11 protein-coding genes are annotated in these 15,847 nt (G+C 48.7%); 8 read left to right on the forward strand and 3 right to left on the reverse strand.

Annotated elements, in window-relative coordinates; genetic code table 11:
* The first annotated feature begins 154 nt into the window (after positions 1 to 154).
* The 8 genes from BZG25_RS00230 to BZG25_RS00260 all read left to right on the forward strand — a co-directional run bounded on the left by BZG25_RS00230 (position 155) and on the right by BZG25_RS00260 (position 10,414).
* Positions 155 to 2,158, forward strand: a complete 2,004-nt coding sequence (locus BZG25_RS00230) for a hypothetical protein (protein WP_077638277.1) — start codon at positions 155 to 157, stop codon at positions 2,156 to 2,158.
* Between the two features lie 171 nt (positions 2,159 to 2,329).
* On the forward strand, positions 2,330 to 3,118 hold the full coding sequence (locus BZG25_RS16185; protein ID WP_305794067.1) for a hypothetical protein: 789 nt from the start codon (positions 2,330 to 2,332) through the stop codon (positions 3,116 to 3,118).
* Positions 3,037 to 3,393 (forward strand): M23 family metallopeptidase, encoded by a 357-nt coding sequence (locus tag BZG25_RS16190; RefSeq protein WP_305794068.1) that lies wholly within the window; start codon positions 3,037 to 3,039, stop codon positions 3,391 to 3,393. Before BZG25_RS16185 ends, BZG25_RS16190 begins: the two co-directional genes overlap by 82 nt.
* Before the next feature lie 382 nt (positions 3,394 to 3,775).
* Positions 3,776 to 5,605 carry a M4 family metallopeptidase gene (locus BZG25_RS00240; RefSeq protein WP_077638279.1) on the forward strand — a complete coding sequence of 610 codons (1,830 nt, stop codon included), beginning with the start codon at positions 3,776 to 3,778 and terminating at the stop codon, positions 5,603 to 5,605.
* A 270-nt stretch (positions 5,606 to 5,875) separates the two neighbouring features.
* Complete coding sequence (locus BZG25_RS00245) at positions 5,876 to 6,610, forward strand: ABC transporter substrate-binding protein (RefSeq protein ID WP_046075782.1); 735 nt, start codon at positions 5,876 to 5,878, stop codon at positions 6,608 to 6,610.
* Between the two features lie 65 nt (positions 6,611 to 6,675).
* Positions 6,676 to 8,226, forward strand: a complete 1,551-nt coding sequence (locus tag BZG25_RS00250; RefSeq protein WP_046075781.1) for a methyl-accepting chemotaxis protein — start codon at positions 6,676 to 6,678, stop codon at positions 8,224 to 8,226.
* Positions 8,227 to 8,253: 27 nt separating this feature from the next.
* Positions 8,254 to 8,985: an ABC transporter substrate-binding protein gene (locus BZG25_RS00255; RefSeq protein WP_077638280.1), complete on the forward strand. Its 732-nt coding sequence runs from the start codon at positions 8,254 to 8,256 to the stop codon at positions 8,983 to 8,985.
* 73 nt (positions 8,986 to 9,058) lie between these two features.
* Positions 9,059 to 10,414, forward strand: coding sequence for a diguanylate cyclase domain-containing protein (locus tag BZG25_RS00260; protein WP_077638281.1), 1,356 nt, complete (start codon positions 9,059 to 9,061; stop codon positions 10,412 to 10,414).
* Between the two features lie 153 nt (positions 10,415 to 10,567).
* On the opposite strand, the gene BZG25_RS00265 is transcribed toward BZG25_RS00260, so the two are convergent.
* From BZG25_RS00265 to BZG25_RS00275, 3 genes are all read right to left on the reverse strand, one after another.
* Positions 10,568 to 11,350, reverse strand: a complete 783-nt coding sequence (locus BZG25_RS00265; RefSeq protein ID WP_077578353.1) for an ABC transporter substrate-binding protein — start codon at positions 11,348 to 11,350, stop codon at positions 10,568 to 10,570.
* A gap of 77 nt (positions 11,351 to 11,427) precedes the next feature.
* Positions 11,428 to 12,471 (reverse strand): efflux RND transporter periplasmic adaptor subunit, encoded by a 1,044-nt coding sequence (locus BZG25_RS00270; protein ID WP_077638282.1) that lies wholly within the window; start codon positions 12,469 to 12,471, stop codon positions 11,428 to 11,430.
* Positions 12,468 to 15,776 (reverse strand): efflux RND transporter permease subunit, encoded by a 3,309-nt coding sequence (locus BZG25_RS00275; RefSeq protein WP_077638283.1) that lies wholly within the window; start codon positions 15,774 to 15,776, stop codon positions 12,468 to 12,470. Before BZG25_RS00275 ends, BZG25_RS00270 begins: the two co-directional genes overlap by 4 nt.
* Between the last annotated feature and the right edge of the window lie 71 nt (positions 15,777 to 15,847).

Here is a 15,847-nt window from a genome sequence, read left to right on the forward strand (position 1 = left end):
TATTAAACGAACAAGGATAGAGATAAAATTCATGCTTGCCGCCTCCAAGTCAGAACATTGCAGATGTGATCTAAACACACTTTTACTTCCCCCTATTCACTCCCTCTTGTAGACTACGCGCGCGTTGACTATCTACTGATAAGAAAATTGATATATGCCTGCAATTACACCGGCCTTTAAAGTGATAGACGGTTTCTCACTCTGTGCCAGCGACACAGAGCGCCTTGATATATTTTTTACCTATCTTCGTGAAGGTGAACCCGAGCTGGCAGAGCTGCGTCTTGAACAACTTGTCTTAGCCTTAGCCAACTCCCCTTCTCAAGCTGCATTATTCGCCAATAGCGTGTGCAATGAGGCAAAGAAAATAAAACTGTCACCCGCATTTGTGCAATTGGGGATCTTTTCTAAAAACGGGCTCGTCACCGAAATTTTTCGACGCCTTTACAATAAAGTCAATCCGCCGCCAAAACGCTGCAACGATATCAATGACTTGCTCAGTTACTTTGTCGGTGGTGAAGACAAAGCGTGGGTTAAAACCATTTCCCATAAATGTTGGTTTAAGCTTTATTGCCTGTTGGTGAAAAACGCCTCTACAGAGGCTATTCGCACAACAGGCGCTTATATCAAAAGCGAACTTTGTTATTCGCTAGAAATGCTATCTATCTGGATTGCGGCAGAAGAGCTAGACCCTGAGCTACTTCGCATAGACCGCCGTTTGAGTGAAATCGACTCACCGTTCATTGCGCTTCAACGTGAAACCAGCCACTTGGTCGCGGCTATCAAGGCCAACGACATATCTGGCCAAGACACAGCCCATTTTTGGGTAATGATTGAACAATGCCAACAACAGGTAAAACGGATCCGCGCACGCGGCATCAGCCAAATGGGTTTCTCCGCACACGCTTCGCATATGCTCGAGCGCCTTGATCAAACGTTGAACCGCATGGTGCTGCTGATTCAAATCTTAGATTTTCGCCATCCTCACCAAAAAGCGCGTTGTGTGCTTAACCTATGGCGCCAACTACTGACCTCAGTGACCGAGCGCAACAGTGTGCGCGCGATTTACCGCAAAAGCACTCGCACCTTTGCGCAAAGTGTCACCCAAAACAAAAGCAATCACGGCGAGCACTACATTGCCAAGACCAAAAAGGATTATTTTAAAATCCTGCGCGGGGCCTGTGGTGCTGGGGTGATTATTTCGCTACTAGCGTGGGTAAAAATATATATTGAGAGCCTGCAACTCGCCCCTCTCAATAACGCCCTACTGGTGAGCCTAAACTATGGCGTCGGCTTTATGCTCGTACACATTTTGCACTTTACCATTGCCACCAAGCAGCCCGCGATGACTGCAGCAAACTTTGCTGCGCACGTAGAGAAAAACAAACAAGGACGGACACGCAGTAAAAAACTCGCGCGCCTGTTAATAAATGTAAACCGCTCTCAATGGTTTGCGGTGTGGGGAAACATTACTGCAGCCATCACTGTGAGCATCTTAGTAAGCCTGCTTTTTAGCCACTTTTATCACAGCCCATTACTGAGTAGCGAACAAGCGGCTTATCAAAAAGCAGCCATCCATCCACTTAGTGGTTTGGCTTGGCTCTATGCTGGCATCGCCGGTGTGTGGCTGTTTTTATCTGGCATCATCACCGGCATTTTAGATAACCGAGCGGATTATATTGAGCTAAAAGATCGATTAGTCGCCCATCGGTTGTTTCGGGTCATCCCCTCTAAACACCGTGAGAAAGCGGCTTTTTACATTCACGAAAACTATGGCGCACTGGGTGGTAACTTTATTTTTGGTGTCTTATTGGGCATGACGAGTTATTTGGGCTATCTGATTGAGGTCCCCCTAGATATACGCCACGTGGCGTTCTCATCTGCGCACGCGGCATACGCACATATTAGTGATTTCCAGTCATGGGGGACAGTATTATCCAGCCTATTCTTTGTGTTAATGATCGGCTTTATTAACCTTTGGGTCAGCTTTGGTTTGGCGTTATTCGTCGCTCTACGCTCTCGTAACTGTGAATTAGACATTAAGTCGGTGAGAACCGCGGTACTGACACAAATCAAACAACACCCCTCTAGTCTATTCTGGCCGAAAGATCCGGTTCCTGCAGTGAAATCGCAAAGTGCAAGTCAACGCCGTACGCCATAAAACTCAAGGCGTTTATCATCGGCCAGCGGATGGCCGGCATCACATTTTCTATCATTGTGTCTCCTTCATTACATTCAATCTTTTCAGGCAATCGCAGACCGACAACAATGACTAGAAAGCAAGGCATATCGTGCCACGCTTACTTTTCATACCATGAAAGGAGAGCATAGCATGCTACGTTTACCCCACCTTGCTACAGCCTGCGTTATTGCATTTTCAATCTCATCGCAAGCACATACATTGATGGCAAATCACGTACAAACACGCCCAGAGACAAGCCTTGAAAATGTCGGCATTAATAGTCAGTTAGTCACGGAAGAAGACCTGACTTTTCGACCACGGCAGTATCCGCTCGATATCAATGCGTTTCTCGGATCACACCTCCCACACTGGCAACCGGTGAGTGAAGCTGTTATGCACTGGAGCGGCGCATCTGGTATCGACCCGCGTATTGTGATTACAACGCTGATTACAAATGAGCCTGCTTTAGCGCAAAACATCGCCCTCGATCGGATCAGCAAACTCAAGCTGCTCGAAGACATTAAACAAACGGCGGCAACTCTATCTTCTCTGTTATACCAGTCCCAAAAACCTACCACTCAAATGGCGCATCATGCGACACAAGTGCTAGTCAGCGCACTTAATACGCCCAGTGATTGGCAAGCATGGAAAGCGCACTATCAAGCTTGGTTTAGTGATCAAAAGCCACTGGGTTCATGCAGTGGCCGTGGCGTCAAGGATATGCTTGGGTTCCAAATGGTCCACATGCCCACTCGGGTTCAGGCTATCCACTTTCATCCATCGACGTCTCATACGATTGGCCTCGCTGGGGCGGGACAACCTACAGTGTCACAGCCGCACATGACGGCTATGTCACTGTGCTATCTCGCTGCCAATTACGGGTCACGCACGATAATGGTTGGGCAACCAATTATTACCACATGGATGGGATTCAAGTGAACAACAATCAGTGGGTCAGTAAGAACACAAAAATCGGTACCTATGCTAGCCAACGCACAGTCGCCTTGTGCCAAGGCGGTTCATCAACAGGTCCGCACCTGCACTTCTCAATCCTTAAAGATGGTCGTTTCACGTCTCTGCAAGACACGGAGCTAGGTCGCTTTCAAGTACAGACAGGACGCTATAGCTACGATGATAATTGCCAGTATACTTGGCTGACTGACACCCAGACAGGCGACAAAACCTGTATGTGGCGACGTATCAGTAATCCTTAACAAGCTGACCGCTTCACGCCCCACAAATAACAATAAGGTCACTTAATTTGTGGCCTTCACCTCTTTTTTGGGCGGCAAGCTCATTCATCAATATTGCGGTAAATATCTCATAAATGAACAGTCATTTATGCTGTAAAGAATTATGGTCATTAATTAATAATTAACCAGCATAACTGTCAGATAAACTAGTCACGATACGTTTTCTACCTCATTGACGTTTGAAACACACCGATAGCGTAATTTATTGTTTACACTGTTAATTGTAACGAGCTTGTAAATGATTCTATTGATAGGCCACGTTAAAGATGCGAACCGACATGTTCGTCTTCCTATTGTGCAGTTGGGAAGAAAGGAATCTTTCAACAACAATTAGGGCAATAAAATGAAACTCTCTAAATTGACATGGCTTATCGCCTCTAGCGTTGTCGCTAGCACACCGGCACTGAGTGCAGAACTGATTAACGTCACTGATGATGCAATGCTAAGTCAGGTCTTAGACCAACCTGCAGGTGTTTATGCGCCATCAGGTTCACAAGCCAACCCACTAGGGTTTAAAGAAGTGAAGCGTGTCACCTTGCCAAACGGCAAAGTCAAAGTGCGTTACCAGCAAACCTATCAAGGTGTGCCCGTTATTGACACGGCTGTCGTCGCGACAGAAAAACAAGGTCAACGTAGCGACGTCTACGGTACCATGGCACAAGGTGTCGCGAACGATATCACCTCTATCTCACCCGCGCTCAATAGCCAAGCGGCCTTAGAAACCGCGAAGGCTGCTTTCACGCAGAACCAACAAACCATTACCTCTGCCCCATTTGAAAACGAGAACACTCGCTTGGTGGTCAAACTGGATGATGAGCAGAATGCGCAGCTCGTCTACATCGTTGATTTCTTTATCGCTGGTGACGACCCAAGCCGTCCTTTTTATATGATTGATGCCGACACTGGTGAGATCTTGAAGCACTGGGATGGTATTAATCATGCCACTGCCGTTGGAACAGGCCCTGGTGGGAACGAAAAAACGGGCCAATATATTTATGGCACGGACTATGATGGCTTCCCTATCGACAAAACCGGCACCACGTGTACGTTAGAAAACGACAAAGTGAAAACGGTCGATCTAGAGAACGGTACCACAGGCAGCACTGCCTTCACCTACCCATGTACAGATAGCAGTAACTACAACGACGAAAGATATGTTAACGGCGCTTACTCTGCACTGAACGATGCGCACTATTTCGGTAACGTTGTTTTTGACATGTACCAAGATTGGATGAACACCGCACCTCTGACTTTCCAGCTCACTATGCGCGTCCACTACGGCAACGACTATGAGAATGCATTCTGGAATGGTAGCTCAATGACATTCGGGGATGGCAAATCAACGTTCTACCCACTGGTCGATATCAACGTGAGTGCCCACGAGGTCAGCCACGGCTTTACTGAGCAAAACTCTGGTCTCATCTATGCAGACATGTCGGGCGGGATCAATGAGGCGTTTTCTGATATTGCCGGTGAAGCTGCAGAATACTACATGCATGATGAAGTCGATTGGGTGGTCGGTGCCGACATCTTTAAAGGCACTGGTGGTCTGCGCTATTTTGACCAACCTTCACGCGATGGCAAATCCATTGATGACGCCAGCCAGTACCGTGACGGCATGAATGTGCACTATTCAAGCGGCGTATATAACCGTGCTTTCTACCTCCTCGCTAACAAAGCAAACTGGGATGTTCGCAAAGGCTTCGAAGTATTCACCACCGCGAACCAACTGTACTGGACCGCCAGCAGCACATTTGACCAAGGTGCTTGCGGCGTAGTGAAAGCCACGCAAGACTTGGCTTACAATGCGCAAGACGTTATCGATGCATTTAATACCGTAGGCGTCGATGCAAGTTGTGGTGACAACGGTGGAAACGTGCTTCAGCCCAACCAGCCGGTTACCGGTTTAAGTGGTGGCAGCGGCAGTGAAACCTTTTTTACGTTCACAGTTGATAGCAGCCGCAACGTGAATGTGGCAATGAGCGGTGGCACGGGTGATGCCGACCTTTATGTAAAAGCGGGCAGCAAACCCACTACTAACAACTGGGACTGTCGTCCTTATGACTATGGCAACGATGAGACCTGTCGTATCAGTGCACAAGAAGGTACCGAGTACCATGTAATGGTGCGTGGCTACCGTAGCTACTCTAACGTTAGTCTTGAGCGTGATTAATCGCTCACTAACAAGCCGCTGTTTAAAGCAGCGGCTTTTTTGTCTAACTCAAAGACAAAAAAGACCAGCTTTATAGACAAAGCCAGAAATCCCCCCTGTATTTCCGGCTAGTCATCGTCTTCTCTTCTGTTGGCCCGACCAGAAAATTGTTTATTTTCATCACATTATGACAATAAAAAACGCATATTTTTCGACAAATAAACGATCACTGCGCCCACCTATTTTTATCTCGTCTACGCTTAAGAGAATTATGGATAAATTGGAGGCATTATGCTCAAGCATCTGTTCGCCATCGTTTTCTCGGCCCTTCTTCTAGCAACACCAGCTCGAGCCGATGTTCTCACCATGCCATCGCTCGAATGGCCGCCTTATTCTGGCAAAAATTTGCCTGATCAGGGCGCATCCGTTGCGGTTGTGCGTGCAGCCGTACAAGCCATGGGGCACGAACTTAACGTCGAATTTTACCCGTGGTCGCGCACTGTGTATTTGGTAAAGAATGATGCGCAGTACGCTGGCTATTTCCCAGAATATCACTACGAAACAGACGAACTGATCTTCTCTGACCCCATAGGCACAGGCCCGCTCGGGTTCGTTGAAAACGTCAATAAGCCTATCGAGTGGTCAACCCTTGATGATCTTACTCAACATACCATTGGTGTGGTGCGTGGCTATGTCAACACACCAGAACTAGATGAGCGCATTGCGAATGGCACACTCAAGTCGTCTGCGGTCACCAGTGACACACAAAATTTACAAAAAGTAGGACGTGAACGTATCCCGCTAGCCGTCGTGGATGCCAATGTGCTGGACTATCTCAAAGAGAATGACCCTGCTCTCAGTGCCGTTAAAGCCAATCTACAAATGAACAAAAAACTCTTGGTTGATAAAAAACTCTACATTGCGTTTGCCGACAATGCCGAAGGGCAAAAATGGCGTGACATCGTCAACCAAGGACTAAAGAAAATCAATATTGAACAGATAATGAAAGAACACCTGGGTGAATAATGAACACTCGAGGGGAAAGTGGCCGCAGTCAGGTCGCATGACAATGTAAATGGAAGAGTAGCGCTATGTTTAAGAGTCTAAAAGCAATATTTGTCACTCAAGTGGTTATTGCTGTTTCTGTGGTATTAGGGATATCAAGTTATATTGATTATCAAAATACCAAACAGGAACTGAATAGCGCGCTTGAAACCACAGTGGAAAATGCCACCAATCGTATGAATCTCAGTTTGCCCAAAGCCATTTGGGACTTCGACCTGGAAGCGGCCAAACTCTCGATTTCTGCCGAATTAAAAGCACCCGATATCAAAGCGGTGCGAATACTGGATAATCAAGGGTCTGCCATCGTCTTTCTGCGCCTCGGGCCACCCAATGACGAGGGGCAACGCCAGCCGAAAGACATTGGCGACGGCGAAAAATCGATGTACGAGTCCATGCCCAACGAAGAAAGTGAGCTTTCATTTACCGAGTATGGTGAAACCAACAAAGTGGGGACACTTCAGGTATTCTACAATACCGACAGGCTAGAGGCGGAGTTATCCGAGACCCTCACTCGAAGCCTCATTGAGCTGCTAGTGCTCGATCTTGTGATCATCGTATTCTTAATTTTGGCCTTAACTGCCACCGTCGTTAAACCGCTCAACGATTTAACTGGGCGCGTCCGAGAACTCGCCAGTGGTGATGGCGATCTCTCTACCGTTATACCAGCACCGAAATACAAAGAATTCGCCCAGATCACCGAGCATATTAACCACTTCACCGCTTCGTTACGTGAAATCGTCAATGAAGTGACCCAAGCTTCTATCAATCTCGCTGAAGTTTCGGCAGAGAGTGGGCAAATGGCGCGCACGAATGCGGAACGCTTGGAGCAACAGAAACAAAGCCTCTCTACCGTTGCTGCCGCCGCCACGCAGATGAATCAATCCATTGCCACCGTTGCGGATACGGCGAACGATGCCGCCACACGTGCAGCGGGGGCCACTGATCTGGTTAACCAAGTGTACGGCACCATTGAGAGTTCAGCCTCTGAAATCATCAATATGCGTTCAGAGATGGAGAACGTGAATGCTGAAATGCATAAACTGCTTGAGGAAGGCGAGAAAATTTCAGATGTCGTGAACGTCATCAATGATATCTCTGAACAAACCAACCTCTTGGCGCTGAACGCTGCGATTGAGGCGGCGCGTGCGGGTGAACAAGGCCGAGGCTTTGCGGTGGTGGCTGACGAAGTACGTAGTCTTTCAGTCAAAACCAGTGAGTCCACCGAGCAAATTCAATCCAACATCAAGTCGTTGAGTGAAGCGACTGAGTCGGTAGAAAAAGAGATAAAACGCATTGGTAGTATCTTAGAAAACACCGCCGGTCGTGTCTCTGAGTCGCAAGAGTCTGTCAGTCAGGTACGCGAGACCATCACGGATATTTCCGAGCGTAGTGGACAAATCTCGCAAGCCACTGACGAGCAACGTCAAGCCATTGATGAAGTGAGTCAAGCAATCAATGAAGCCTCAGAAGCAACCAATTACGTGACTGAAGGTGCACAAGAAAACGCAGCACGCACCGACAAAGTGCTCACTCTAAGTGAAGACATCAAAGCACAAATGGGGAAATTTAAAACGTAATCAAAGGAATAATAACAAGGAGAGAACATGAAAAAGCTGTTTACCGTTAGCTTGGCAATACTATTACTGGTGCCTAGTGCGATGGCAAGAACGCTGACAGCGGCTCAGGATCCGTGGCCACCCTTTGTGACTGCAGATCCCGATCGGCCGGGGATTTCTGTCGAGCTTGTCAAAGCAGCGATGGCAACACAAGGCTATGAAGTCGAGTTTAAAAACATGCCATGGGCTCGCGCCCTCGATGCTGTCAGCAAAGGGAATATCGACTTGCTTCCCGCCACTTGGCACACTGAAGCACGCACTGAGTTCCTGCGTTACAGCAACCCTTATATGAGCAATCAGCTAACGTTTATTAAACGCGCAGATGACGTTTTTCAGTTCTCGAGTTTGAATGACTTACAGGGAAAAGTGGTTGGTATTGTGCGCGATTACGGCTACGGTGATGCGTTTTTGGAGGCGACGCATTTTGATAAACCTGCTGCCAATAACCTAGCAACCAATTTGAAAAAACTGCTCGCTGACCGTATTGACCTGACTTTGGAAGACAAGGTCGTCGCCCAATCAGTGATGCAGGAAGAGGGGCTTGATAGTAACCAGTTTGCCTTTACTGACCAGGCGCTCTCAACCAACCCTTTACATGTCACGAGTGGCAAAGCCAACCCCGATAGCCAGATGTTTATCAATGCCTACAATAAAGGGCTTAATACGATAAAAGCAGATGGTACATTTGAAAAAATCCTGAAAAAATATGGCATAAACTGATCGCATACAGAAATATTGAGTATGCTTAAGGGGAAGAGAATGGCTCTTTTCCCCTTTTTTAGCTTGGAGCAATATGGTTTTACCTCGCCGCCTTAAAACTTGGTTTATCCTTTTCACGCTCGCGTACCTAGGTGCTGCAGTAGGCGTGACGGCTCTCATTGGCGACACTATCGTCAACCGAGTCATCCAAGAAGAGCAAGAGGACATTAATCGTAAAGCCTCCTTGATACGGTCCCGGATTGAGGCGGCGATATATCATGATACCTATGTCGCTGATAGCTTAGCGACCGTGGTCACCATTGATCCGGAATTCGCCATGGCCAATTGGGACAGTGTGGCGCAAAAACTCCTAGACAAGGCAGATTATGTCCGCAATGTGGGTTTAGCGCCCGATAATATTATCAGTCATGTGTATCCTCTCGAAGGGAACCAAGCTGCCATCGGATTAGACTTTCGCACCCGGCCAGACCAGTACCGTGCGGTATTAAAAGCACGAAATCTTGGTGACGTTTACATCGCCGGACCCGTTAACCTCGTTCAAGGTGGTCAAGCGATCATTGCACGGTTTCCTATCTTCTCCTCCCCGACAGATACGTCGAACTACTGGGGAGGAGTCAGTGTTGTCATTGACCATATCAAGATGCTCGGTGAAGTCGGATTATACGATCTCAGTGGCGCCAATGTAGCCATCAAAAACAGTGAAACACTGGCTTACTTTTATGGCTCCCAATCGACAGTTGTCAATGCCGACTTTACAGTCCCGATTTCTTTACCTAGCGGCGAATGGTCTCTCGCCGTCGAATACACACTTAAACGCTCGCCCGAAATCGTGCGCCTAGGTATCATGATTTACGTGATCAGCGCGGGCATATTTATCGTTATTTATGGCCTCATATTACTTTTCTATCGCAGTTTTCTTATCGCGAAAAAACAAGCACTCGTCGACGAGTTAACCCAACTTCCTAACCGGCGGTTCGCGATCGAAAAACTTGATTCACTCACGCAAGAGAAAAAAGAGTCCTTTGCGCTGCTCAATATCGACTTAAATGATTTTAAGAAGGTTAACGACGCATACGGTCATGAAGCTGGCGATGCACTGCTTAGCCATGTCGCCTCAGCACTAAACCAAAGCACCCGTTCATCAGACTTGGTCGCAAGGATGGGCGGTGACGAGTTTATTGTTATATTGCGAGATGTACATCCTAGCGATGTCAACAAAGTGATAAAGAGCCTGCAAGAAACGGTCGAGGCCTCCGCATGTCGATGGCAACGTTACCATATCTACCCATCGCTCAGTATTGGCTGTGCCCTCTTTAACCATCGTTCACCTCGTGATTTAGATGAGCTGATGGCCTCGGCAGATCAAGATATGTACAAAGCAAAATCAGAGAAAAACACATCCGGACTATCCATTAACGCCATCGGTTGATCGAAAGAGAGCGCAAACCATTTTTTCATGCTATAGACTGGGTTTACACCCAACTATTAAAACGGCTGTCTGTTGGTCTTTCTACTACAATATTTATCAACAATAAAAAAAGAGGTGACGCATCACCTCTTTTTTTTATTTTTTAATAACCATTTATTTAATATAAGTATCGAGAATAGACTGTAATTCACCGGCGTTACGCATTGACTCAAACCCGGCATCCAGCGTGGCTTTTATTTCCATGGCTTCTGGATGCTCACGCGAGATCATCATGTGGAACTTATCCCCACTGTTGCCCGGAATAGGTTCAGCTTTCATACCACCGGCGAGATAATCAGTCCCTTGGGAAACTTTAAATCCAGCCAATATTTCGTAACGCGCCAAGAAGACATCACAGCGTCCTGCTTCCGTTTTTTGCACGAGCTGTTCGAAACTTTTTGCTGATTTTCTGACTTTACTGTCGTCAACACCAAAACCGGTATAATTATAGCCAAGTAAGCCACACATTCTTAGGCCGTTTAAATCGTCCACTGAGTTTATATTCAAGCCATTAGGATGTTGGCTTGTCGAATAAATATAGCTAGGCTGTAACGTATAGTAATAATCAGTAAGAAGATAATTTTTATCTCGTTCTTCACTGTACGAAGCACTGAGGGCGATATCATAGTTGCCGGCCTTCGTTTGCAGTACACAACGTTTCCAAGGAGGCATTTCGACCGAAACATCAACCCCTTCTTTGCCGAATATCGCGTCAAGGACGTCAACATCATACCCTTGCACTTGTCCGCCTTTTTCAAAGGTATATGGTGGCCAACCAGCACCGTCTCCACAGGCTTTGAGTGATGATGTCTCTAAAGCGAGCGCTGGCCCAGATAGTAGGGAACCAGTGAGTGCTGTCGCGGCGATTGCGGTTGCAGAAAGTGTCGCTATTTTCATAGTGAACTCCTTTTAGGAAAACTCACCTTAAGTATTGACGATATTCTCCATAATGCGACCTGAATCACTGCATTTTTTTACGGATTCAATATAACCACCTCGCCAGGCTTTAACCCCTTACGTACGCGTCCTTGCTGTGTGAGCGATACAAGCCGTGTTCTCACCTCACCCACATCGAGCACCTTCACATAGTTAAGTTGTCCAATTTGATAATACGCATTGCTCGGTAAGTAAAGCACAGGTTCGGAATTTTGTGACACGGTCACTTTTGCAAACATGCCTGGCAGCAAGCTATCGTTAGGATCCGAATGAGGCAGTGTCACCACGACACGATAACTACGTGAGCTCGCATCGGCGGCGGGCGTCATCGTGCGCACCATACCTGTCAGCGTTTTATCATAGGTGGGCAATTCAACCGTTAACGATTGGCCAATCGCCACAAAAGGCAAAACAGACTCAGCCATATTCACCGCCGCTTCAATACTGGCAGGGTTATACAGGGATAACATTGCCGCGCCCGGTGTTGCCGTATCACCTTGGTTGATGATCTTTTCCGTGATCACGCCCGAGAAAGGCGCTCGCACCAGACTAAAACCAAATTGGGTTTCTGCCTCGTCCACCGCAGCAAGGGCGCGGCGATAATCAGACTGCGCCGTTTTTAAGCGATTTTCCGCTTCATCAAACTGAGATTGAGGCACCAGTTTTTTCGCCAACAAGGTCTCCATTCGGCGGTAGTCACTGCGCGCGGTATTCAGTTGCGATTGCGCCGAGGCCAAGGCTTGTTGCACTTGGCGAACTTTGGCACTGAGGTCGGCATTATCTAAACGCAGTAATACATCGCCTTGCTCAACGCGGTCACCGACATCAACCAACACTTCCGCGACGGTGGCCGTCATCCGCGCTGCCAGCGTGGCGTTTTGTCGTGCCACTAGCTTACCCGAGAAGGTACGCGTTTGCGGCTGTTCGACCGCTTCCAGTGTTAGCGTTTTCATATCGCTTGCGACAGGTTTGGGGGGCGATTCTGACCCCACTTTCTCGGTAAAGGCGCCAGCCATCGCTAAAAATAACACCAATAACCCAGTGCCTAGCACCAGTGCGAGTAAGCCTTTTTTTACCTTCATGCATCCTCTCCTTCTACTGATAAGCCATGGGTCGGGTGATGTTGATACGCAAGGTTGTACACCACAGGCACAACCAGCAAGGTAAACACGGTAGACGCGGCAATGCCGAAAATAATTGCCCACGCTAAGCCATTGAAAATAGGGTCGAGGGTGATAATCACATTCCCCAATAAGGTGGTGCCGGCGGTGAGCAAAATAGGCCGCATTCGCACTGCGCCCGCTTGTACTAGGGCTTCACTCAGCGCCATGCCTTGTGCAAGTGACTGTTGAATAAATTCAATTAACACCAGTGAGTTACGCACCACAATCCCTGCCAATGCAATCATGCCAATCATCGCGGTGGCGGTGAATAGCGCAGGGTTTGGGTAGCCGTTGATCTCACCGCTTAAGCCATTGAGCAACCAAAAACCCGGCATGATGCCAATCACGGTCAGCGGGATCGCGAGCATAATAATACCCGATACCGCCGGTAGCCCAGTTTGTATCAGCATCACAATAAAGACGCCCAGCAGTGCTGCGCCATAGGCAATCCCCAGATCGCGAAAGACATCAATGGTGATCTTCCACTCTCCTTCACCACTCCATACCACCTCGATACCCTCATCAACTTGCCAGCCATCACCCGCGCCATTATCCAAATAACTACGCGCTGATAGCGGGCGAGCACTATCCGATTCAGGTTGATTAAAGTCGGCCATCACATCGGCGACTACTTCGCCCGGCACGCGTCCAGTGGGTTCGGCGTACACATACACGACGGGGCGCAAATTTTTATGATAGATAGGCTGATCAACCGGTTGCCGCGTAAAATGACCGAGCTCACTCAAGGCGACCAGCGGCTGCGGCGCATCCACCAAGGCACCTTGAACAGATTGTTTAGCTACCCCAGCCCGACCGCGTACATGCAGTGCAAGCAGCGCATCAAGTTGATCGCGCGCATCCGGCGCAAGCTGCAGCCTCACGGGCAAGGGATCCATTTCATCGGCATCCGCTAAATGGGCCAGCGTGACCCCTTGGTTCGCGGCCCTGAGCGCTTGGTTGATATCGGCCACAGCAATACCCGACAAGGCGGCTTTTTCTTGGTCCACCACAAACTGCCAGCTCGATAAAGGCCCTTGAATACTGGTGCTCACTTCTGACACCAAGGCTTCACGCTTTAATCGCTCGGCCACCTGCGTCGCTTGCGCTTGCAGGGTTGAATAAGGCGTGCTTGGTGAGCCATACACTTCCGCGACAATGGTTGCCAGCACCGGCGGCCCTGGCGGCATTTCCACTAATTGCACCTCGGCATCATAATTTGCTGCAATGGCTTCTAATTCATCACGCATGCGCGTGACCAAGCCATGCGATTGCAACGTGCGCCGGTGCTTATCCACCAGCACCACACGCAGTTCACCCTGGTAAGGCGCTTGGCGAGTAAAGTAATGTCGCACCATGCCATTAAAATCCATCGGTGAGGCGAGCCCGGCAAAGCCGGATACCGACACCACCTCGGCTTGCGTTTGTAGATAACGGTTCATTTCTCGCAGCACGTTGGAGGTATCAACATGATTGGCGGTTTCCGGCAAATCCAGTACCACCTGAAACTCGTTTTTATTGTCATACGGCAAGAGTTTGAGTGGCACGAGGCGCAAAGCAGGCAGCAAGGCGGCGATGACGAACAACACGCCCACTAGCCATAAAAACGCTTTGGCGCGACGATTACTCTCGAGCAATGGCAGCAACACGCGTCGGTAGCCACGGTACAACGGCGTGGTCTCTATGCGATAGTCATCACCTTTATTGGAAGCGCGGACAATTTTTTTGGCAAGCCAAGGGGTGACTAAAAACGCTACCAAGGTACTGATCACCACACTGACCGGCACATTGAATGCAAGGGGCGCCATATACGGCCCCATCATGCCGGTGATAAAAAACATCGGGGTAAACACAATCACAATCGCCACCGTCGACATGATCAATGCGCGTTTGATTTCCAACATCGCCAGCACAATCGTGCGTCCACGCGGCTTATTATCATGGGTCAGGTGCCGTTCAATGTTGTCGATACTGGCAATCGGATCATCAACAATCAGTCCCAGCGCCAAAATTAACGCAAACAGGGTGACGCGGTTAATCGAATAGCCAAAGGCTAAATCCAGCCCTAATGCCGCGCCATAACTGATTGGGATCGCAATCGCTACCACTAAGGCACTTCGCCAGTTTAAGAACAAGCCAACAAAGACCACCACGGTGAGCACCGCAATACCGAGGCTGGACACCAAGTTTTTTACTTTGGCATCGGCGGTTTGACCGTAATTGCGAATAATCTCAACGCTCACGCCCTCGGGAAATTGTGTGGCGACCAGATGATTGAGCGTGGCGGTGATATCCTCGGCCACGCTCACCGCGTTCGAACCTTTTTGCTTGGCCACCGAGAGAAACACTGCTGGATGCGGCTGGCTATCATCGGTCGATTGGATCCAGGTATCTGTGGTGGACTCTTGCGCGCCGTCGGATAATTCGGCTACATCCTGCAGGTACACAGGTTTGCCATTAACCACCGCCACCACTAAATGGCGTATCTCCTCAAGGCTTTGATACCACTGGCCGGTTTTTAATACATAGCGCTCACCCTGATGCTGAATATCCCCGACATCACGCTTTTGATGGCTTAGCGAAAAGGCATTAGTCAGATCAGACACGCTGATTTGATAGCTAGCCATAGCCGCAGGATCGAGCGTGACCAATACCTGCCGCGGCACACCACCCACCACCTTCACCGCATTGGTTTCGGGAAGGGCTTTGAGATCCAAGGTGGCCTGCTCGGCAATGCGTCGAAGCGCATAATGGTCGAGCTGGTCAGGGTTTTCGCTACGCAGTGCCGCAATCACAATTGGCACATCATCAATTTCCACCGGCTTGATTGCCCATTCGCTCACAGCAGCTGGGATCGCATCTTGGTTGGCGTACAGCTTGTTATAAAGTTTCACCAAGGCAGACTCGCGATCTTCACCCACGTAAAAGCGCACCGTGACCAACGCGGAGCCTGCTTGGGTGGTGGAATAAACATACTCCACCCCATCAATTTGACTGACTTTTTTCTCGAGCGGCTGCGTCACCTGCTTTGCCACTTGTGACGAACTCAAACCGGGCGCTTGTACCACAACATCTGCCATTGGCACCACGATTTGCGGATCTTCTTCTTTGGGTGTAAGCCACAGCGCCGCCGCCCCGACCAGCAGTGCGAGCACGATGAGGATAGGCGGGAAGAAGCTGTTCATTACTCGGGTGATCAGCTGACCTTGTGGCTGGGCATCTCGCATATTCGATCCTTTGGCTGATGTCAGTAACGACAAGAAAACGATAGGTAAAAACGCTGAATATTAATTAACTT

This window comes from Salinivibrio sp. ML198, assembly GCF_001996015.1.
GTDB classification, from domain to species: domain Bacteria; phylum Pseudomonadota; class Gammaproteobacteria; order Enterobacterales; family Vibrionaceae; genus Salinivibrio; species Salinivibrio siamensis.